The organism is Sphingomonas immobilis (assembly GCF_030580995.1).
GTDB classification, from domain to species: domain Bacteria; phylum Pseudomonadota; class Alphaproteobacteria; order Sphingomonadales; family Sphingomonadaceae; genus Sphingomonas; species Sphingomonas immobilis.
In genome coordinates, this window is sequence record NZ_JAUQSZ010000016.1 from 73802 (window position 1) to 91954 (window position 18153).

Sequence of the window (18153 nt, forward strand, 5' to 3'; positions counted from 1 at the left end):
CCTTCGACAAGCTCAGGGCGAACGGAAAGTGGGTTGTCCTTGAGCAGTGAACTGGCGGTCAGCGCGAGCGGCCTCATCAAGAATTTCGGCGGGAAGCGCGTGGTCGACGGGGTCGATATCGCCGTGCCGAAGGGCGCGATCTACGGCGTGCTCGGCCCCAACGGCGCAGGCAAGACGACCACCTTGCGCATGCTGCTCGGCATCATCGAGCCCGACGGCGGCAGCCGCACCCTGCTCGGCGCAAGCCACCCGCGCGATGCCAGCGACCGCGTCGGCTATCTGCCCGAGGAACGCGGGCTGTACCCGGCGATGAAGGCCAAGGACGCCGTCGCCTTCCTCGGCGCGCTGCGCGGTCTCGATCTCGCCACCGGGCGCAAGCGGGCGGTGACGCTGCTCGAACAGGCCGGGCTCGGCCATGCCGTCGACAGCAAGATCCGCAAATTGTCGAAGGGCATGGCGCAGCTCGTCCAGTTGCTCGGCTCGGTCGTCCACCAGCCCGATCTGCTCGTTCTCGACGAACCCTTCTCGGGCCTCGACCCGGTCAATCAGGAAAAGCTCGAGGCGATGATCCTCGCCGAGCGCGATCGCGGCGCGACGATCCTCATGTCCACCCACGTCATGGCGCACGCGGAACGGCTGTGCGACCGGCTGACGATCATCGCCGGCGGCAAGCACCGTTTCGAGGGCACCGTCGACGAGGCGCGCGGGATGCTGCCGATGCGCGCGCGCTACGTGCCCGATCGCGAAGACCCCGGCCTCGCGGCCTTCCTCCCCGCCGACGCCGTGCAGACCCCGGCTGGCTGGCGCTTCTCGGTGCCGGACGGCGGCGTCGAGGCGGCGCTCAAACGGCTGATCGAGGGCGGCTACGGCATCGCCGGCCTGTCGATGGAGCGCCCCGGCCTGCACGATGCCTTCGTCCGCATCGTCGGCAGCACCGCCGCCGGAACCCCGCCCGCCGAGGAGACGCAGGCATGAGCACCACCGCCCGCATGCTCCGCCAGACGCTGACCATCGCACGCCGCGATTTCGTCGCCACCGTCTTCACGCCGACCTTCCTGCTGTTCCTGCTCTCGCCGGTCTTCATGCTCTCCTTCGGGCTGATCGGCGGCGGCGGTGCCGCTGCGGTGGCAAGCGGATCGGCCGAGAAGGCGCGCCTCATCGCCATCGTCGCCCCCGCGCGTCAGGCGCAGATGCACGAGATCGACACCCGCCAGCGCGATCTGTTCGGGCGCGGCGACGAGCCGCCGGTGCTGGTGCTGCGCGCGCCAGAGGCCGATCCTGCGGCGCAGGCGCACGCCGCCTTCAAGTCCGGCGACATGGATGCCGTCGCCGTCCTCTACGGCGACCTCGCCAAACCCACGATCCTCTATGTCGGCGGCGGTCGCGGCGCGCGCTACCTCGCCGGCCTCGCCGAAAACACGATACGCGCCGACAAGGCCGGCATGACGCCGCTGACCAAGGCCAACCTCGTCTCGATCGAGCGCAAGCAGGTCTCGTCGGGGGGACACAACAACGCCGCGCTGTTCAGCGTGCTGGGCATCTTCATCCTGTCGCTGATGCTGTCGGGCCAGGTCGTCGGCACGATGATGGAGGAGCGCAACAACAAGGTGATCGAGGTGCTCGCCGCCGCCGTCCCGCTGGAGGCGGTGTTCTTCGGCAAGCTGATCGGCCTGTTCGGCTCCGCGATCCTGTTCGTGCTGTTCTGGGGGACTCTGGTCAGCCAGTTGCCGATACTGCTGCCGGCGAGCATGGCGGGCGGCCTGTCGGGTATCGGCCCTGCGATCGGCATGCCGGTGTTCGCGATCCTGTTCTTCGCCTATTTCGCGATGGCATATCTGTTGCTCGGCGCCGTGTTCCTCGGCATCGGTGCGCAGGCGTCGACGCCGCGCGAGCTGCAGATGCTCTCGCTGCCGATCACCATCGTGCAGGTCGCGATGTTCGGCCTTGCACTGCGCACAGCCAATGGCGGCGGCGGCTGGCTGACGACCTTCGCGGAAGTGTTCCCGTTCAGCTCACCGTTCGCGATGGCCGCCCACGCCGCGATCTATCCGCAGATCTGGCCGCACATTGCCGCCCTCGCATGGCAGGCCCTATGGGTTGCTATCGCCATCACGATCGGCGCGCGCGCGTTCCGGCGCGGCGTGCTGCAATCGGGCGGAGGGAAGTTCAACTGGCAGGGTTGGTCGTATAGACCGCTCAGATTCCGAGCCCCTAGCTAGGCTTCACCGTCTCCACCGCGATCGTCGGTTCCGACGCGCCGGAACAATCGCCACCGCCGCGCGGCTCGACGGCGGGGGGCTGCTTGCGCCCCATCGTCCAGTTGGACGGCATCCGCACACGCGGGTTCGGCGCGCACCAGATTTCGCCGGTCTCGTTGATCGCCGTCACCCAGATAAGATTGTGCTCCTGCCCGTAATCGATCACCGCGATGGCGAATCCGGGCCCCTTGTCGAGAACATGCAACGGAACGGGCGGATCAAGCTGTTGAAACGTCATATATATCTTTCACGATGCCTCGGTCCTAAGCGCGCGACCACGCCGGCGGTTCCGACGCTTGATCGCTATCAACCGGAATCGCCGATGCATCTTTGGCGGTAACCGGCGCGTATGTGCGTCCGAAGACCGCTCGATAGCGCGAGGACAAATCATGCCGGATCGCCGCACCTTCCTGACCCTCACCACGACCGGCGCGGCCGCCGCCGCGCTGTTCGGCTGCCGCGGTGCCACTGCCGCTCCGCCCGAACATTTCGAATTCAAACTCACCGATGCGCAGTGGAAGGCGAAACTCTCGCCGCAGGCCTATCAGGTGCTGCGCCACGAAAGCACCGAAACGCCCTTCACCAGCCCGCTCAACAAGGAACATCGCAGCGGCACGTTCGCCTGCGCGGGCTGCGGCCTGCCGAACTTTTCATCCAGGACGAAATTCGACAGCGGGACGGGCTGGCCCAGCTTCTGGGCGCCGCTCGCCAATGCCGTGCGCACGCGCGAGGACGGCTCGCTCGGCATGTCGCGGGTGGAGGTGCATTGCCGCCGTTGTGGCGGCCATCTCGGCCACGTCTTCGATGACGGGCCGAAGCCGACCGGCAAACGCTATTGCATGAACGGCGTATCGCTGGCCTTCAAACCGGCCTGACTCAGAACGCTGCGACCTTGGTCATGCCGGTGCGTGCGCCGACGCTGGCGAGGGTCATCGGCACGGCCGGGGCATCGGCCTCCGGCGCGATGTCGAAGCTGCCGTCATGGTCGGCGTAGATGAAGCCCTTGGTCGGATAGGCCGTGGTGCCGAGCCCGCCCTGTGGGCCGTACCACACCTTTACCATGCTCCAGTCGCCGTTCGGCGACACATCGACTGCACGAACGTTCGTCTCCACGCCGCCGCGACGCGACCAGTTGGCATGCGTCAGCAGGACTTCGCGGTCGCTCACCACGCCGCTCACCATCGCGACATGACCGAGGCGCATCTTGCCGGTGGAAGAGAAAGCGAGAACCGCGCCGACCTTGGGCGCATGGCCGCGCGCATAGCGGCCAGCGGCCTGGCTCCACCAGGTGTTGGCGTTGCCGCGGATCTGAATGCCGGAAATGGTGCGGGCATAGGGAGCGCACTGCCAGAACTGCGCCGATGCGGGCGCGGCCACGACCGTCGATCCCATCAGGGCGCAGGACAACACCAGCGCGAATCGCGCTGCGATAGCTCGAAAATTCATGCGACCCCCCAAAGGTCTTTGGCTTCGTTAATCCTAACAAGCAGGTCGAACGACCGGAGGAAACCCCGCTTGCGGGACGAACGGAACCTTTTCCGACGAACCGTGTTTCAGGGACGATAACCGCCTTTTCGATCGTGCTGCGGCGCGGCGAAGTGCGGTTGCCCCTCGTAAATCTACGGGGGCAGGGCTAAGAATCACCGATGAAATCCGCCGTACCGGCTCTTTGCCTGCTTCTGCTCGCTTGCCATCCGTCGAGCGGCACCCCCGACGACACGACTCTCTACAACGGCAACCGGCAGGAGGAAGCGCTTTCGCCCGGTGTCCAGCCGGTGCGGATCGGCGAAACCGGCGCGGCCTTCGCGGCCTGCGCTGCGGTGGGAACGGTGACCGATCTGTCGCCCGGCGGACAGGCCTACCTCCCCTTGCGCGCCGCGCCGTTCGCGGAGGGCAAGGAGCTCGCGCGTCTGGCAAACGGCCAGTCGCTGGTGCTTTGCACGCGCTCGCTCGATCAGCGCTGGCAGGGTGTCGTGGTCCCCGACGCGAACGGCGGCGACTGCGGCGTCAGCAACCCCGTCGCCGCGCCCGAGGCCTATGCAGGGCCGTGCCAGTCAGGCTGGGTCTCGAGCGCGTTCGTGCGAGTGCGGGCGAACTAGGTGCCCAATTTCCGTTCGTCCTGAGCGGCGACGGAGCGAAGTCGAAGGCGCGCATCGAAAACGCAGTCCTTCGACAGGCTCAGCGGCTACTCAGGACGCGCGCTTGAGAGATCAGCGCGCGATTCCACCCGCCGCGAGCACCGCCAGCGTCACCAGCTCGCTCGCCGTCGAGGACATGGTGGCGATCTGCACGCTCTTCTCCATGCCGACCAGCATCGGGCCGATGACCGCGTCGCCGCCGAGCTCGCGCAGCAGCTTCGCCGAGATGTTGGCCGATTGCAGGCCCGGCATCACCAGCACGTTGGCCGGGCCGGAAAGGCGCGCGAACGGATAATTCGCCAGCTGCTTCGGATTGAGCGCCACGTCTGGTGGCATTTCGCCTTCATATTCGAAACCGACCTGACGGCTGTCGAGGATCTTCACCGCCGCGCGGACATTGTCGAGCCAGCTGCCCGCCGGATTGCCGAAGGTCGAATAGCTGAGGAAGGCGACGCGCGGCTCATGCCCCATCTTGCGCGCGACCGACGCAGTCTGCTCGGCGATGTCGGCAAGCTGCTCCGGGTTGGGCCGCTCGTTGACCATCGTATCGGCCAGGAACACGGTGTGGCTGCGCCCGACCAGCACGTGAATGCCGCAGGATGTCTCGCCCGCCTTCGGATCGATCACGCGGCGCACTTCGCGCAGGGCGTGCGCGTAGGTCCGCGTCGTGCCGGTGATCATCGCGTCGGCCTCGCCGAGCTGGAGCAGCACCGCGCCGAAGATATTGCGGTCCTGATTGATCATCCGTTCGCAATCGCGGCGCAGATAGCCGCGCCGCTGCAGCCGTTCGTAGAGGAAATCGACCATCCGCGGCACCAGCGGCGATATGCGGCTGTTGTGCAGCTCGTAACTTTCCGGGTCCGTCACGCCCAGCGCGCGGAGCCGGTCGGGCACGTCGTCGCGGCCGACCAGCACCGGCACGCCGTAGCCGCCGTCCTTGAAGGCGATCGCCGCGCGCAGCACGACTTCCTCTTCCCCTTCCGCGAACAGCACGCGCTTCGGCCGCGCCCGCGCGCCTTCATAGGCGAGCGTCAGCACCGACGTGGTCGGGTTGAGCCGCGCGCGCAGTTCCTGCCGGTATGCCTCGACGTCGAGGATCGGCTTGGTGGCGACGCCCGAATCCATCGCCGCCTTCGCGACCGCAACCGGCACGACCTCCATCAGGCGCGGATCGAACGGCGCGGGAATGATATATTCGGGCCCGAAGCTGTGCTGCACGCCGTAAGCCAGCGCGACTTCCTCGGGCACCTGCTGGCGCGCGAGCGCGGCCAGCGCCTCTGCGGCGGCGATCTTCATCGCATCGTTGATCCCCGTGGCGCGCACGTCGAGCGCACCGCGGAAGATGAACGGGAAGCCGAGCACGTTGTTGACCTGGTTCGGATAATCCGAACGCCCGGTCGCGACGATCGCGTCGGGCCGCGCCGCCATCGCCTCGGGCGGGGTGATCTCGGGGTCCGGGTTGGCCATCGCGAAGATGATCGGCTTGGGCGCCATCTTGCGCACCATGTCCTGCGTCACCGCGCCCTTCACCGACAGGCCCATGAACACATCCGCCCCGTCGAGCGCCTCGGCCAGCGTGCGCTTGTCGGTGACGACGGCGTGCGCAGACTTCCACTGGTTCATGCCCTCGGTGCGGCCCTGATAGATCACGCCCTTGGAATCGCACATGATCACCTGATCGCCGGGCACGCCCATCGCCTTGATCAGTTCGGTGCAGGCGATCGAGGCGGCCCCCGCGCCGTTCACGACGACGGTCAGATCTTTCATCGCGCGGCCCGTCAGGAAGGCGGCGTTGATCAGGCCCGCGGCGGCGATGATCGCGGTGCCGTGCTGGTCGTCATGGAACACCGGGATGTTCATCTTCTCGCGCAGCGTCTGCTCGATGATGAAGCATTCGGGGGCCTTGATGTCCTCAAGATTGATGCCACCGAAACTCGGCTCCATCAGCTCGACCGCGTCGATGAAGCGCTGCACGTCCTCGGTCTTGAGTTCGATGTCGATCGAATCGACGTCGGCGAAGCGCTTGAACAGCACCGCCTTGCCTTCCATCACCGGCTTCGAGGCGAGCGCGCCGAGGTTGCCGAGCCCGAGGATCGCCGTGCCGTTGGAGATGACGGCGACGAGATTCCCCTTGGCGGTATAGTCGTACGCGGTCGCCGGATCCTCCGCGATCGCCAGCACCGGCACCGCGACGCCGGGCGAATAGGCCAGCGCCAGATCGCGCTGCGTCGCCATCGGCTTCGACGCGATGATCTCGATCTTGCCGGGGCGCCCTTCCGAATGGAACAGCAGCGCCTCGCGCTCGGAAAACTGGACGGTGGATTCGTTAGACATGGGGAGGCCTCTCGTTATCGTTTCGCCTTAGACGCGATTAACCGCCAAGGGGAACCCGTCAGGGCAATATCCGGCTGTCAAAAGCGTCGCGGGAAGCGTGGATTCGCTCCAGATTGGCCGCCGCCCACAGCCAGACGCCGCAAAACGCCTGCGCGAGGCTGATACCGAGATCGGTCAATCTGTATTCGACGCGCGGCGGCACGACCGGATGGACGGTGCGGACGACGAGCCCGTCGCGCTCCATCGCGCGCACCGTCTGCGTCAGCATCTTCTGGCTGATCCCGTCAGACAATGCCGCGAGCCTGGAAAAGCGCAGCTCGCCATGTTCGGCCAGCACGTCGAGCACGACCATCGTCCATTTGTCGGCCACGCGCCCGATCACCTCGGTCACGAGTTCCTCGACGCGCGGGTCGATGTCGGTCGGCCAGGGAAGATCACCCATAGTATCCTTTCGGTAAGTACCGAACTTTCCGGTGCCTACTTTCCAATCGTAACTGAACGCCTATCTGGCGTCCACCATTCTGAAGGAGCGCCAATCATGGACATCACCGGCAACACCATTCTCATCACCGGCGGCGGATCGGGTATCGGCGAGGCACTCGCGCTGGCGCTGCAGGCGAAGGGCAACACCGTCATCATCGCGGGCCGCCGCCTCGACGCGCTGGAAGCCGTCGCCGCCAAGGCGCCCGGCATCGCCACCGCGCAGCTCGACATCGCCGATGCCGCTGCGATCGCGCCGTTCGCGGCGCAGATCGTCGCCGATCATCCCGCGCTCAACGTCGTCATTCACAATGCGGGCATCATGCAGCAGGAAAAGCTGCTCGAGGATTTCGACCTCGACCGCGTCGAGGCGACGATCGCGACCAACCTGCTCGGGCCGATCCGCCTGACCGCCGCCCTGCTCCCGCATCTGCGCGCGCAACCCAAAGCGACGATCGTGACGGTCTCATCGGGCCTGGCCTTCGTACCGCTGGTGCTGACGCCGACCTATTGCGCCACCAAGGCCGCGATCCACAGCTGGTCGCAGTCGCTGCGCAGCCAGCTTGCGGAGACGAACATCGACGTGATCGAGATCGCCCCGCCGGGTGTCGCGACCGATCTGATGCCGGGCCACGCCGACAACCCCAATTCGATGCCGCTCCAGGCCTATATCGACGAGACGATGGCATTGTTCGAGGCGCACCCGCACGGCCCCGAAAACACCGTCCAGCGTGTCCTCTTCCTGCGCAACGCGGAACGCGACGGGAAATACGCCGAGGTATATGCGATGCTGAACGGGTCGCATTAAGTCGCATTAAATCGTATCCCGTCACCCCGGACTTGATCCGGGGTTCCGCTTCTTCCCTCCGCCCGAAGAAAAAGCGGAACCCCGGCTCAAGGCCGGGGTGACGTTTTTGGGAAATCCGCCCCTTTGCGCCGACCCTAACGTCTCGCTATCGACGGCGGGATGACCTCCGCCCCCACCCCGATGATGGCGCAATATCTCGCGCTGAAGGCGGATGCGCAGGATTGCCTGCTGTTCTACCGGATGGGCGATTTCTTCGAACTGTTCTTTGATGACGCCAGGGCCGCCTCCGCAACGCTCGACATCGCGCTGACCGCGCGCGGCGAGCATGAGGGCAAGCCCATCCCGATGTGCGGCGTGCCGGCCCATGCCGCCGAAGGCTATCTCGCGCGGCTGATCAAGGCCGGCCACCGCGTCGCCATCGCCGACCAGACAGAGACGCCCGCCGAGGCGAAGAAGCGCGGCGGATCGAAGGCGCTGGTCGAACGCGGCATCATCCGCGTCGTTACGGCCGGTACGCTGACCGAGGAAGCGCTGCTCGACGCGCGCGCGGCCAACTGGTGCGTCGCCATCGGCGAGGCTGGCGGCGAGGTCGCCGTCGCCGCCGCCGACATATCGACCGGCCGTTTCGAGCTGATCGAAACGGGTGCCGCCAACCTCACCACAGAACTCGCGCGGCTCAACCCCGCCGAGACGATCGTCGCCGAGGACAGCGCCTTCGCCGAGGCCGCGACGACGCTGCGCCCCAAACCCGGCTTCGACAGCGCGCGCGGCGAGGCGCGGCTGCGCGAGCTCTACGGCGTCGCCACGCTCGACGGCTTCGGGGCGTTCAGCCGCGCCGGGCTGGCAGCGGCGGGGGGGCTGATCGCCTATCTCGATCATACCGCCAAGGGCGCGCTCCCCTTCCTGCGCCCGCCCGTCCTGCGCAACACCAGGGCGGCGATGGCGATCGACGCGGCGACGCGCGAGAGCCTCGAACTCACCGCCACGACGTCAGGCGCGCGCAAGGGCAGCCTGCTCGACGCGGTCGACCGCACGGTGACCGGCGCGGGCGCGCGGCTGCTCGCCGCCGATCTCGGCGCGCCGCTGCTCGACCGCACGGCCATCGAGGCGCGGCTCGATCTTGTCCGCCTTTTCCATGAAGACGGCGGGTTGCGCGAAAGCCTGCGCGCAACCTTGCGCGCCCTCCCCGATATCGGTCGCGCGCTCGGGCGGATCGCGGCGGGGCGCGGTAGCCCACGCGATCTCGGTCAGCTCCGCGATGGGCTCGACGGTGCGTGGCGGCTGGGCGAAAAGCTCGGCCGGATCGAGCAACCGCCCGCGCTGCTCGCCGATCTCGCCCCGCGCCTGCGCGGGCACGGCGCGCTGATCGACCTATTCACGCGCGCGCTCGTCGCGATGCCGCCGATCGACGCGTCGGACGGCGGCTATATCGCGCCCGGCTATGACGCCGCGCTCGACGATTTGCGCGACACCGGCGCGGGCGGCAGGCGGGCCATCGCCGCGCTGGAGGCGGACTATCGCAGCCGCACCGGCATCGCCTCGCTCAAGATCAAGCACAACGGCGTGCTCGGCTATCATATCGAGGTCGCGGCGCGCGTGGCGGACGCGCTGATGGCGCCCGACAGCGGCTTCACCCACCGCCAGACGCTTGCGGGCGTCGTACGCTTCAACGCCGCCGACCTGCACGAGGTCGCGATGAAGGTGTCGCAATCGGGCGCGCACGCCATCGCTGCCGAGGCCGCGCATCTCGAGGATCTGACGCAGACCGCGCTCGACGGGCGCGAGGCGATCGCCGCCACCGCCGACGCGCTCGCCCGGCTCGATGCGGCGGCGGGCCTCGCCGATCGCGCGGTCGAGGGCGGATGGGTCCGCCCCGCACTGGTCGACCATAGCTGTTTCGAGATCGAGGGCGGCCGCCATCCGGTCGTCGAGGATGCACTGGCGAAGCGCGGCGAGCGTTTCGTCGCCAACGACTGCAAGCTCAGCGAGGATTCGCGCCTGTGGCTCGTCACCGGCCCCAACATGGGCGGCAAGTCGACCTTCCTGCGCCAGAACGCGCTGATCGCCGTGCTCGCGCAGGCGGGCGCCTATGTGCCCGCATCCTCCGCCACGCTCGGGCTGGTCGACCGCCTGTTCAGCCGCGTCGGCGCGTCGGACAATCTCGCGCGCGGCCGCTCGACCTTCATGGTCGAGATGGTCGAGACGGCGGCCATTCTCGCGCAGGCGACGCCGCGCAGCTTCGTCATCCTCGACGAGGTCGGGCGCGGCACTTCGACCTATGACGGCCTTGCCATCGCCTGGGCCGTGGTCGAGGCGATCCACGAGGACAATCGCTGTCGCTGCCTGTTCGCGACGCATTATCACGAGCTGACCCGCCTCGCCGAACGCTGCGACGCGCTTACCCTGCACCACGTCCGCGCGCGCGAGTGGAAGGGCGATCTCGTCCTGCTCCACGAAGTGTCGGAAGGCCCCGCCGACCGCAGCTACGGCCTCGCGGTCGCGCGCCTCGCCGGGCTGCCTCCCGTCACGATCAAGCGCGCCAAGGCGGTGCTCGACAAGCTCGAGGCGGGCCGCGCCAAGACCGGCGGCCTCGCGGCGGGGCTGGACGATCTGCCGCTGTTCGCCGCCGCCGCACAGGAGGAGGAGAAAACGGTCGACACCTTGCGCGACGTCCTTGCCGCGATCGATGCCGACGCCCTCACCCCGCGCGAGGCGCTGGAGCAGCTCTACCGGCTCAAGGCGCTTCTGTAGCGGCGGCGCGCTTGGCTTCCAGGAAGCGCGTCAGCTTCACGTCCATCTCGGTGAACCAGGCGATGGCGTTCTTGAAATTGGCGCGCGTCACCTTGCCGACCACCGAATAATGCACCCATTCGCGCAGCTCGCCTTTCGGATTGACCGAGATCTTCAGGAAGCGATTGCTGGAATTCCATTCGTTCGCGAGTTCGGCGGTGTAGAACGGATCGGGCCGGTACATCGCCTGAAAGTCGAGCCCGGAGCACTTTCCCGTCTCGCAATCGTAGAGGTACAGGACGAACGGCGATCCATTGGCGGCGCTGTCGATCAGCGGCACGCCGTTTTCCTTCTTCAGGTCCGCGCGATATCCCGCCTGCTGCATCGCCGCCACGATCTGCTGCGGCGTGGCGAGTTCGAGCAGATCGCTGTCCGCCGGTGCCGCGGCGGCGAGCGCGATTGCCATCAAGACTGACATGGTCCGTTCCCCCACTGGAAATACTGCGTCCGGTCTATGGACCATCTACCGATCAGACGATTGTATTTCTTCCGCATCCGCCACGCCGCTGCCCTCGTGACGGACTGCGCGCGAGCCCCTATGTGCATCGGATGCCTTCGCGCTTCGACACCCTGCCGCAACGCCGTGCGATCATCGATCGGCGCGGCATCGCCGATGCCCTCGACGTGCTGGAGGCGAAGGATTCGGTCGCGCTGCGCATGGCCGGCACCGCGCTGCTGAAGGCCGCGCTCGACGCCGGCCGCGTCGAGATCGCGCGCCGCCTCGTCGAACATCCCTCGCGCGGGCTGGAGATCGCGGCGGCGCAGGCATTCCTGACCGACCAGATCGTCCGCCTGCTCTACGATTTCGCGACGCAGCGGCTCTATCCGGTTCACAATCCGACCGCGTCGGAGCGGATCGCGATCATCGCCGTCGGCGGCTACGGGCGCGGCGAGATGGCGCCCTATTCCGACGTCGATATCGGCTTCCTCACGCCCTGGAAGCAGACCGGCTGGGCCGAACAGGTCATCGAATCGATGCTCTACGCCTTGTGGGATCTCGGGCTGAAGGTCGGCCATTCCAGCCGCTCGCTCGACGAGATGGTGCGCCAGGCCAAGGGCGACATCACGATCCGCACCGCCCTGCTCGAGGCGCGCTACGTCTGGGGCGATCAGGCGCTCTATGACGAGGCCGCGCGCCGCTTCAAGGCGGAGGTGCAGGCCGACACCGCGCGCACCTTCATCGCCGAGAAACTCGCCGAGCGGAACGTGCGGCACAAGCGCATGGGCGACACGCGCTACGCCGTCGAGCCCAACGTCAAGGAAGCGAAGGGGGGCCTGCGCGATCTCCACACGCTCTTCTGGATCGGCAAATACGCCTATAACGTCAGCGAGCCGGGCGAGCTGGTCGAGGCCGGGCTGCTCAGCCGCACCGAATATCGCCAGTTCAACCGCGCCGAGAATTTCCTCTGGGCGGTGCGCTGCCACCTGCACAGCATCGCCGGCCGCGCCGAGGACCGCCTCACTTTCGACCTGCAGACCGAGATCGCCGACCGCATGCGCTTCGCCGACCGGCCGGGCAAGTCGAAGGTCGAGCGCTTCATGCAATATTATTTCCTGCAGGCGAAGCGCGTGGGCGATCTGACGGGCGTGTTCCTTGCGCATCTCGACGAGAAATTCGCGAGCCGTGGCAAGCGCTTCGGCCTCGCCGTGCTGGGCCGCCGCGCCCCGCGCAAGCTCGACGGCTTCGTGATGGAGCGCGGCCGCCTCGCCATTCCGGCGGACGATTTCTTCCAGAAGAACCCCGTCCGCCTGATCGAGCTGTTCGCGCTCGCCGACCTCCACAGCCTCGAGATCCACCCGCTGACCATCCGCGCCGCCGCGCGCGACGCGAAACTCGCCGACGATATCCGTCAGGACGGGCGCGCCAACGCGCTGTTCCTCGACGTGCTGACCAGCGCCCGCGATCCCGAGACGGTGCTGCGCTGGATGAACGAGGCGGGCGTGTTCGGCCGTTTCGTGCCCGATTTCGGCCGCGTCGTCGCGCAGATGCAGTTCGATATGTACCACCATTATACCGTCGACGAGCACACGATCCGCGCCATCGGCCTGCTCGCCCGCATCGAGAAGGGCGAGCTCGACGACGATCATCCGCTCGCCAGCGTGGTGATCCGCCAGATCGTGTCGCGGCGTGCCCTGTTCGTGGCGGTGCTGCTCCACGATATCGCCAAGGGGCGCGGCGGCGATCACTCGGTGCTCGGCGCGGATGTCGCGCACCGCCTCTGCCCACGCTTCGGCCTGTCGCCGGCGGAGACCGAGACGGTCGCCTGGCTGGTGCGCCAGCATCTCCTGATGTCGGCGACCGCGTTCAAGCGCGACCTGTCGGACTTCAAGACGATCCTCGACTTCACCGAACTGGTGCAGAGCCCAGAGCGCCTGCGCCTGCTCCTGCTGCTCACCGTCGTCGACATTCGCGCGGTCGGCCCCGGCGTCTGGAACAGCTGGAAGCGCCAGCTCCTCACCGATCTCTACGAGAGTGCCGAGGAGGTGCTGCGGCTGGGCCACAAGCAGAAGGGCCGCGGCGAACGCATCGCCGCCAAGCAGGATGCGCTCCGCGCGACGCTCGGCTGGGACGAGGCGCGCTTCGACGCGCTGCTCCGGCGCCTGCCCGATCCCTATTGGGTGGCCGAGCCCGATGCCGTGCTCGCCAGCAACGCCCACATGGTGTCTGCGGCGGGCGACGCACGCCTCTCGATCGACACGCAGGTCGATCGAGAGCGCGGCGCGACGCTCGTCACCGTCTATGCCGCCGATCATCCCGGCCTGTTCTACCGCATCGCCGGCGCGATCAGCCTGGCGGGCGGCAACATCATCGACGCGCGCATCCACACCACCCGCGACGGCATGGCGCTCGACAATTTCCTCGTGCAGGATCCGATGGGCGGATCGTTCGACGATCCCGCGCAGCTTACCCGCCTCAAGACCGCGATCGAGGATTCGCTCGCCTCGCGCACGCGCCTGTTCGACAAGCTGATGGCCAAGCCGCTCCCCCGCCCGCGCGCCGACGCCTTCCCGATCGCGCCCAACGTGCTGATCGAGAACAAGGCCTCGAACCGCTTCACCGTGATCGAGGTCAACGCGCGCGACCGCCCGGCACTGCTCCACCAGCTCGCGCACGCGCTCTATGATTCGAAGGTGACGATCCACTCGGCGCACGTCGCAACCTACGGCGAGCGCGCGGTCGATACCTTCTATCTGACCGATCTCACCGGCGACAAGATCGCCAGCACGTCGCGGCTCAAGACGATCGAACGCCGCTTGCTCGGCGCGGCAAGGGGTGAGAAACTCGTCGCAGCAGCCTGATCTGCGTGGAGATTCGACCATGCCCGTACTCGGAATCGGCGGACTGTTCTTTCGGAGCAGAGACCCCGACGCGCTGTCGGCCTGGTATCGCGAACACCTCGGCGTCGGCGCGGGTTGCAGCGCGGTCGAGGGCGCAGAGGCCGACGAATGGACCTGGCAGGTGGAGGGCGGCCCGATCGTGTTCGCGCCGTTCAAGGCCGACACCGACTATTTCGCCGCCGACAAGGCGTTCATGCTCAATTTCCGCGTGCGCGACCTCGATTCGCTGCTGGAGCAACTCAACGCGGCGGGCGTGGAGATCATCACCAAGCCCGAATGGAACGACCCCGCGACCGGCCAGTTCGCACGCATCCACGATCCCGAAGGCAATGCCATCGAATTGTGGGAACCGCCGGCCTCCTGACCCAGCCGTCGAGGCCACATCGTTGAACAATCAGAGGCACTTGCATGGCTGACGCGCCATCTTTTCGAATTGAGACGGATCCCGCCAGATCGCTGATCCGCATGACCTTCGTCGGATTCTGGGACGATGCGACAGCGACCGCCTTCGCGGTGGAACTCGATGCCGCGATGGACACGCTGGCAAGGGCGGGCTGCAGGCCGGGAACCTATCTCTATCACGCCGATTTCCGCGGCGCCGCGATCTGGTCACCGGCGATGGTCGAGCGGTTCCAGCGGTTCGCGGCGAGCGCCGGCACCAAGGCGCTCCGCGTCGCCATTCTCGTCGGCAGCACGCTGCAGAAGATGCAAACCAAGCGCATGGCCGAGGCGTACGATCACTACGGCTTTTTTCAGTCCGGCGAGGATGCCGAAGCGGAAGCCTGGCTGCTGGGCCACGCCTCGGCAAATCGCGGCACCTAGCGGTTACGGCTGAACAGCGGCATCCCGGACTGATCCGGGATTCTGCTTTTTAAAGAGGAGCCCGTCGCGGCGAAGCCGCGCCGTCGGCCGGGTTCGGCTTTGCCGACCCGCCGTCCGGTTCGTTCGCGAGACGCGGAATAGCTCTCGCTATTCCGCTCGAACTTCACTTCGGCGCCAGCACCATCAGCATCTGGCGGCCCTCCATGCGCGGATAGGCCTCGACCTTGGCGGTCTCGACCACATCGGCCTGCACGCGCTGGAGCAGCACCATGCCAAGCTGGCCGTGCGAAAGCTCGCGGCCGCGGAAGCGCAGCGTGACCTTCACCTTGTCGCCCTCACCGATGAACTCGATGATCTTCTTCATCTTGGTGTCGTAATCATGGTCGTCGATGTTCGGACGCATCTTGATCTCCTTGATCTCCTGCGTCTTCTGCGACTTGCGTGCGAGGTTCGCCTTCTTCTGCGCCTCGTACTTGAACTTGCCGACATCGAGGAACTTGGCGACGGGCGGATCGGCGTTGGGCGACACTTCGACCAGGTCGAGCCCGACCTCGCGCGCCTGCTCCATTGCCTCGCGCGTGTACATCACGCCAAGATTTTCGCCGTCCTGGTCAATGACCCGAACCTTCTGCGACTGGATGAATTCGTTGAAGCGAGGGCCATTCATCGGCGGCGCCTGGCGGTTCATGGGAGGACGTATGGGTATTGCTCCTGTGGTTTCTGTAACGTCCCTATATAGGGGAAATTAAGCGATCTTGAAAGGTGCGTGCCGCGACTATCGCAGATCGGGCGGGGTCGCCTCGGCCTTGAGCATCGCGATCACCTCGTCGAGCTTCAGCACCTGCTGCCGCTCGCTGCCCAACTGGCGCAGCGCGACGGTGCCTTCCTCCGCCTCGCGCTTGCCGACGACGAGCAGGTTCGGAACCTTGGCGAGCGAATGTTCGCGCACCTTGTAGTTGATCTTCTCGTTGCGCACGTCGGTCTCGACGCGCAGCCCCGCCGCCTTGAGCTTCTCCGCCACCTCGGCGGCATAGCCGTCGGCGTCGGACACGATCGTCGCCACCACCGCCTGCACCGGCGCCAGCCACAGCGGGAAGCGGCCGGCGTGATGCTCGATGAGGATGCCGAGGAAACGTTCGAACGTGCCGAGGATCGCGCGGTGCAGCATCACCGGGCGGTGCCGCTCGCCATCGTCGCCGACATAGGATGCATCGAGCCGCTCGGGCAGCACCGTGTCGGTCTGCAGCGTGCCGCACTGCCACGTCCGGCCGATCGCGTCGGTCAGGTGGAACTCCAGCTTCGGCGCGTAGAAAGCACCCTCGCCCGGCAATTCCTCCCACCCGAACTCCGGCGTGTCGCGCCCCGTCGCGGCGACGGCATCGCGCAGCGACTGTTCGGACCAGTCCCACATCTCTTCCGAACCGAAACGCTTGTCGGGGCGCAGCGCCAGCTTGATCGCGTATTTCTCGAAGCCGAGATCCTTGTAGATCACGTCGAGCAATTCGCAGAACAGCCGCACTTCCTCGACGAGCTGATCCTGCCGGCAGAAGATGTGCGCATCGTCCTGCGTGAACTGGCGCACGCGCATCAGCCCGTGGAGCGCGCCATGCGCCTCGTTGCGGTGGCAGCAGCCGAACTCGGCCATGCGCAGCGGCAGCTCGCGGTAGGATTTGATGCCCTGGCGGAAGATCAGCACATGCGCCGGGCAATTCATCGGCTTGAGCGCCATGAGGCCCGCCTTGCCCGACAGGATCGGACCCTCGTCCTCGGTATTGGGCACTTCGTCGGGCACCACGAACATATTCTCGCGGTACTTGCCCCAATGGCCGGACTGCTCCCACTGGCGCGAGTCCATCAGCTGCGGCGTCTTGACCTCGACATAGCCAGCGGCATCGAGCCGGCGGCGCATATACGCCTCCAGCGCGCGCCAGATCAGATAGCCCTTGGGATGCCAGAACACCGAGCCCTGCGCCTCCGACTGGAGGTGGAACAGGTCCATCTCCTGCCCGATCTTGCGGTGATCGCGCTTGGCGGCCTCCTCCAGCCGCGTGAGATGCTCCGCGAGCTGCTTCTTGTTGAGCCAGCCCGTGCCGTAGATGCGCGACAGCATCGCGTTGTTCTGGTCGCCGCGCCAGTATGCGCCCGACACGCGCGTCAGCTTGAAGGCATCGGGATCGAGCTTGCCGGTAGAGGCGAGATGCGGCCCCCGGCACATATCGAGCCAGTCCTCGCCCGACCAATAGACCGTCAGCGGCTCGTCGCCGGGCAGGTCTGCGGCCCATTCGGCCTTGAAATTTTCGCCCTGCTGCTTCCAGCGCGAGATCAGCGTCGCACGGTCCCACACTTCACGGCGCAGCGGCTTGTCGGCGCGGATGATGCCGCGCATCGCCTCCTCGATCGCGGGCAGATCCTCTTCCGTGAACGGCCGGTCTTTCGGCGCGAAATCATAGTAGAAGCCGTCGTCCGTCGATGGGCCGAAGGTGATCTGCGTGCCGGGGAAAAGCTGCTGAACGGCTTCCGCGAGGACGTGCGCATAATCGTGGCGCACCAGCTCCAGCGCGTCGGCCTCGTCCTTCGCCGTCACCAAAGCCAGTTTGGCATCGCCCTCGAACGGCCGCATCACGTCGCGCAGTTCGCCGTCGACGCGCGCGCCGAGCGTCGCCTTCGCCAGCCCCGGCCCGATCGCCGCGGCAATGTCCGCCGGGGTGGTCCCCGGGGCTACCTCACGGACGGAACCGTCGGGCAGCGTGATGCGGAACATTTCGGACATGGGAGATACGGGCTTTCTGCGTTGTGAAAGGCGCCGCTTATGCGGGCGGGAGCTATATAAGCAAGCGCGGAGCGATGTGCGAGCATGCCATGATCCGCTTTGAAAATCCGCGCGCGGCCGCTAGACGAAGCGCGGGCCTCTTCATCGCGGCCCGCAATCGCGCCGGTAACGGGAATGCAGTGCGCCCGCGTTTTGCGGGCAATTCTGCAGCTGTCCCTGCAACTGTGAGCGGCGAGCACGACGTGCAGGCGGGCAAGGCGACGCGCCCGCGGCCACTGAGCCGAAACGCCCTTGTGGGCGAGACGCTTGGGAAGGCGCATGTGGTGCTGTGACCCGCGAGCCAGGAGACCGCCCGGCGCGTGTCGCTCTTGCCCGGCTCATGGGATTGGCCGGGTGCGAATCCTTCGTCTGAGC

Annotated in this window: 16 protein-coding genes and 1 riboswitch; of the genes, 9 read left to right on the plus strand and 7 right to left on the minus strand. The window is 66.9% G+C overall.

The window, feature by feature from the left end; genetic code table 11:
* The first annotated feature begins 39 nt into the window (after positions 1-39).
* Both Q5H94_RS19190 and Q5H94_RS19195 read left to right on the plus strand, forming a co-directional pair.
* Positions 40-975 carry an ABC transporter ATP-binding protein gene (locus Q5H94_RS19190; RefSeq protein ID WP_431312197.1) on the plus strand — a complete coding sequence of 312 codons (936 nt, stop codon included), beginning with the start codon at positions 40-42 and terminating at the stop codon, positions 973-975.
* Positions 972-2219 carry an ABC transporter permease gene (locus tag Q5H94_RS19195; RefSeq protein ID WP_304562867.1) on the plus strand — a complete coding sequence of 416 codons (1248 nt, stop codon included), beginning with the start codon at positions 972-974 and terminating at the stop codon, positions 2217-2219. Before Q5H94_RS19190 ends, Q5H94_RS19195 begins: the two co-directional genes overlap by 4 nt.
* On the opposite strand, the gene Q5H94_RS19200 is transcribed toward Q5H94_RS19195, so the two are convergent.
* Positions 2212-2496 (minus strand): hypothetical protein, encoded by a 285-nt coding sequence (locus Q5H94_RS19200; protein WP_304562868.1) that lies wholly within the window; start codon positions 2494-2496, stop codon positions 2212-2214. The genes Q5H94_RS19195 and Q5H94_RS19200 overlap by 8 nt on opposite strands.
* Before the next feature lie 151 nt (positions 2497-2647).
* On the opposite strand from Q5H94_RS19200, the gene msrB reads away from it, so the two are divergent.
* The gene (msrB, locus tag Q5H94_RS19205) at positions 2648-3133 is read left to right on the plus strand and encodes a peptide-methionine (R)-S-oxide reductase MsrB (RefSeq protein ID WP_304562869.1); all 486 of its coding nucleotides are present in this window, start codon (positions 2648-2650) and stop codon (positions 3131-3133) included.
* A gap of 1 nt (position 3134) precedes the next feature.
* On the opposite strand, the gene Q5H94_RS19210 is transcribed toward msrB, so the two are convergent.
* Positions 3135-3704 carry a CHAP domain-containing protein gene (locus Q5H94_RS19210; protein ID WP_304562870.1) on the minus strand — a complete coding sequence of 190 codons (570 nt, stop codon included), beginning with the start codon at positions 3702-3704 and terminating at the stop codon, positions 3135-3137.
* Positions 3705-3904: 200 nt separating this feature from the next.
* Here Q5H94_RS19210 and Q5H94_RS19215 point away from each other — a divergent pair, with 200 nt between their 5' ends.
* Positions 3905-4357, plus strand: a complete 453-nt coding sequence (locus Q5H94_RS19215) for a hypothetical protein (RefSeq protein ID WP_304562871.1) — start codon at positions 3905-3907, stop codon at positions 4355-4357.
* Between the two features lie 111 nt (positions 4358-4468).
* Here the strand turns inward: Q5H94_RS19215 and Q5H94_RS19220 are convergent, their stop codons facing one another.
* Both Q5H94_RS19220 and Q5H94_RS19225 read right to left on the minus strand, forming a co-directional pair.
* Entirely contained in the window at positions 4469-6730 is a 2262-nt protein-coding gene (locus Q5H94_RS19220; RefSeq protein WP_304562872.1) for an NADP-dependent malic enzyme, read from the minus strand.
* 58 nt (positions 6731-6788) lie between these two features.
* Complete coding sequence (locus Q5H94_RS19225) at positions 6789-7172, minus strand: winged helix-turn-helix transcriptional regulator (protein WP_304562873.1); 384 nt, start codon at positions 7170-7172, stop codon at positions 6789-6791.
* A 96-nt stretch (positions 7173-7268) separates the two neighbouring features.
* Between Q5H94_RS19225 and Q5H94_RS19230 the strand changes: the two genes are divergently transcribed.
* Both Q5H94_RS19230 and mutS read left to right on the plus strand, forming a co-directional pair.
* Positions 7269-8018, plus strand: a complete 750-nt coding sequence (locus tag Q5H94_RS19230) for an SDR family oxidoreductase (protein ID WP_304562874.1) — start codon at positions 7269-7271, stop codon at positions 8016-8018.
* 180 nt (positions 8019-8198) lie between these two features.
* A complete protein-coding gene (gene mutS, locus Q5H94_RS19235; RefSeq protein WP_304562906.1) occupies positions 8199-10769 on the plus strand; it encodes a DNA mismatch repair protein MutS in 2571 nt (856 codons plus the stop codon).
* On the opposite strand, the gene Q5H94_RS19240 is transcribed toward mutS, so the two are convergent.
* Positions 10753-11226 (minus strand): YbjN domain-containing protein, encoded by a 474-nt coding sequence (locus Q5H94_RS19240; protein ID WP_304562875.1) that lies wholly within the window; start codon positions 11224-11226, stop codon positions 10753-10755. The two genes, mutS and Q5H94_RS19240, sit on opposite strands and share 17 nt — an antisense overlap.
* Before the next feature lie 131 nt (positions 11227-11357).
* Here Q5H94_RS19240 and Q5H94_RS19245 point away from each other — a divergent pair, with 131 nt between their 5' ends.
* From Q5H94_RS19245 to Q5H94_RS19255, 3 genes are all read left to right on the plus strand, one after another.
* A complete protein-coding gene (locus Q5H94_RS19245; RefSeq protein ID WP_304562876.1) occupies positions 11358-14108 on the plus strand; it encodes a [protein-PII] uridylyltransferase in 2751 nt (916 codons plus the stop codon).
* A gap of 19 nt (positions 14109-14127) precedes the next feature.
* Entirely contained in the window at positions 14128-14511 is a 384-nt protein-coding gene (locus Q5H94_RS19250) for a VOC family protein (protein WP_304562877.1), read from the plus strand.
* 101 nt (positions 14512-14612) lie between these two features.
* On the plus strand, positions 14613-14969 hold the full coding sequence (locus Q5H94_RS19255; RefSeq protein WP_304562878.1) for a hypothetical protein: 357 nt from the start codon (positions 14613-14615) through the stop codon (positions 14967-14969).
* A gap of 163 nt (positions 14970-15132) precedes the next feature.
* On the opposite strand, the gene infC is transcribed toward Q5H94_RS19255, so the two are convergent.
* Both infC and thrS read right to left on the minus strand, forming a co-directional pair.
* Positions 15133-15636, minus strand: coding sequence for a translation initiation factor IF-3 (infC, locus tag Q5H94_RS19260; RefSeq protein WP_304562879.1), 504 nt, complete (start codon positions 15634-15636; stop codon positions 15133-15135).
* 108 nt (positions 15637-15744) lie between these two features.
* Positions 15745-17739 (minus strand): threonine--tRNA ligase, encoded by a 1995-nt coding sequence (gene thrS, locus Q5H94_RS19265; protein WP_304562880.1) that lies wholly within the window; start codon positions 17737-17739, stop codon positions 15745-15747.
* Positions 17740-17908: 169 nt separating this feature from the next.
* Positions 17909-18090, plus strand: a riboswitch (cobalamin riboswitch).
* Positions 18091-18153: the final 63 nt, after the last annotated feature.

Bases quoted from the DNA above. Each gene is read 5' to 3' on its own strand.
- Q5H94_RS19195 (WP_304562867.1), top strand. From the start codon at position 972: ATGAGCACCACCGCCCGCATGCTCCGCCAGACGCTGACCATCGCACGC.
- Q5H94_RS19200 (WP_304562868.1), bottom strand. From the start codon at position 2,496: ATGACGTTTCAACAGCTTGATCCGCCCGTTCCGTTGCATGTTCTCGAC.
- msrB (WP_304562869.1), top strand. From the start codon at position 2,648: ATGCCGGATCGCCGCACCTTCCTGACCCTCACCACGACCGGCGCGGCC.
- Q5H94_RS19210 (WP_304562870.1), bottom strand. From the start codon at position 3,704: ATGAATTTTCGAGCTATCGCAGCGCGATTCGCGCTGGTGTTGTCCTGC.
- Q5H94_RS19215 (WP_304562871.1), top strand. From the start codon at position 3,905: ATGAAATCCGCCGTACCGGCTCTTTGCCTGCTTCTGCTCGCTTGCCAT.
- Q5H94_RS19220 (WP_304562872.1), bottom strand. From the start codon at position 6,730: ATGTCTAACGAATCCACCGTCCAGTTTTCCGAGCGCGAGGCGCTGCTG.
- Q5H94_RS19225 (WP_304562873.1), bottom strand. From the start codon at position 7,172: ATGGGTGATCTTCCCTGGCCGACCGACATCGACCCGCGCGTCGAGGAA.
- Q5H94_RS19230 (WP_304562874.1), top strand. From the start codon at position 7,269: ATGGACATCACCGGCAACACCATTCTCATCACCGGCGGCGGATCGGGT.
- mutS (WP_304562906.1), top strand. From the start codon at position 8,199: ATGATGGCGCAATATCTCGCGCTGAAGGCGGATGCGCAGGATTGCCTG.
- Q5H94_RS19240 (WP_304562875.1), bottom strand. From the start codon at position 11,226: ATGTCAGTCTTGATGGCAATCGCGCTCGCCGCCGCGGCACCGGCGGAC.
- Q5H94_RS19245 (WP_304562876.1), top strand. From the start codon at position 11,358: ATGCCTTCGCGCTTCGACACCCTGCCGCAACGCCGTGCGATCATCGAT.
- Q5H94_RS19250 (WP_304562877.1), top strand. From the start codon at position 14,128: ATGCCCGTACTCGGAATCGGCGGACTGTTCTTTCGGAGCAGAGACCCC.
- Q5H94_RS19255 (WP_304562878.1), top strand. From the start codon at position 14,613: ATGACCTTCGTCGGATTCTGGGACGATGCGACAGCGACCGCCTTCGCG.
- infC (WP_304562879.1), bottom strand. From the start codon at position 15,636: ATGAATGGCCCTCGCTTCAACGAATTCATCCAGTCGCAGAAGGTTCGG.
- thrS (WP_304562880.1), bottom strand. From the start codon at position 17,739: ATGTCCGAAATGTTCCGCATCACGCTGCCCGACGGTTCCGTCCGTGAG.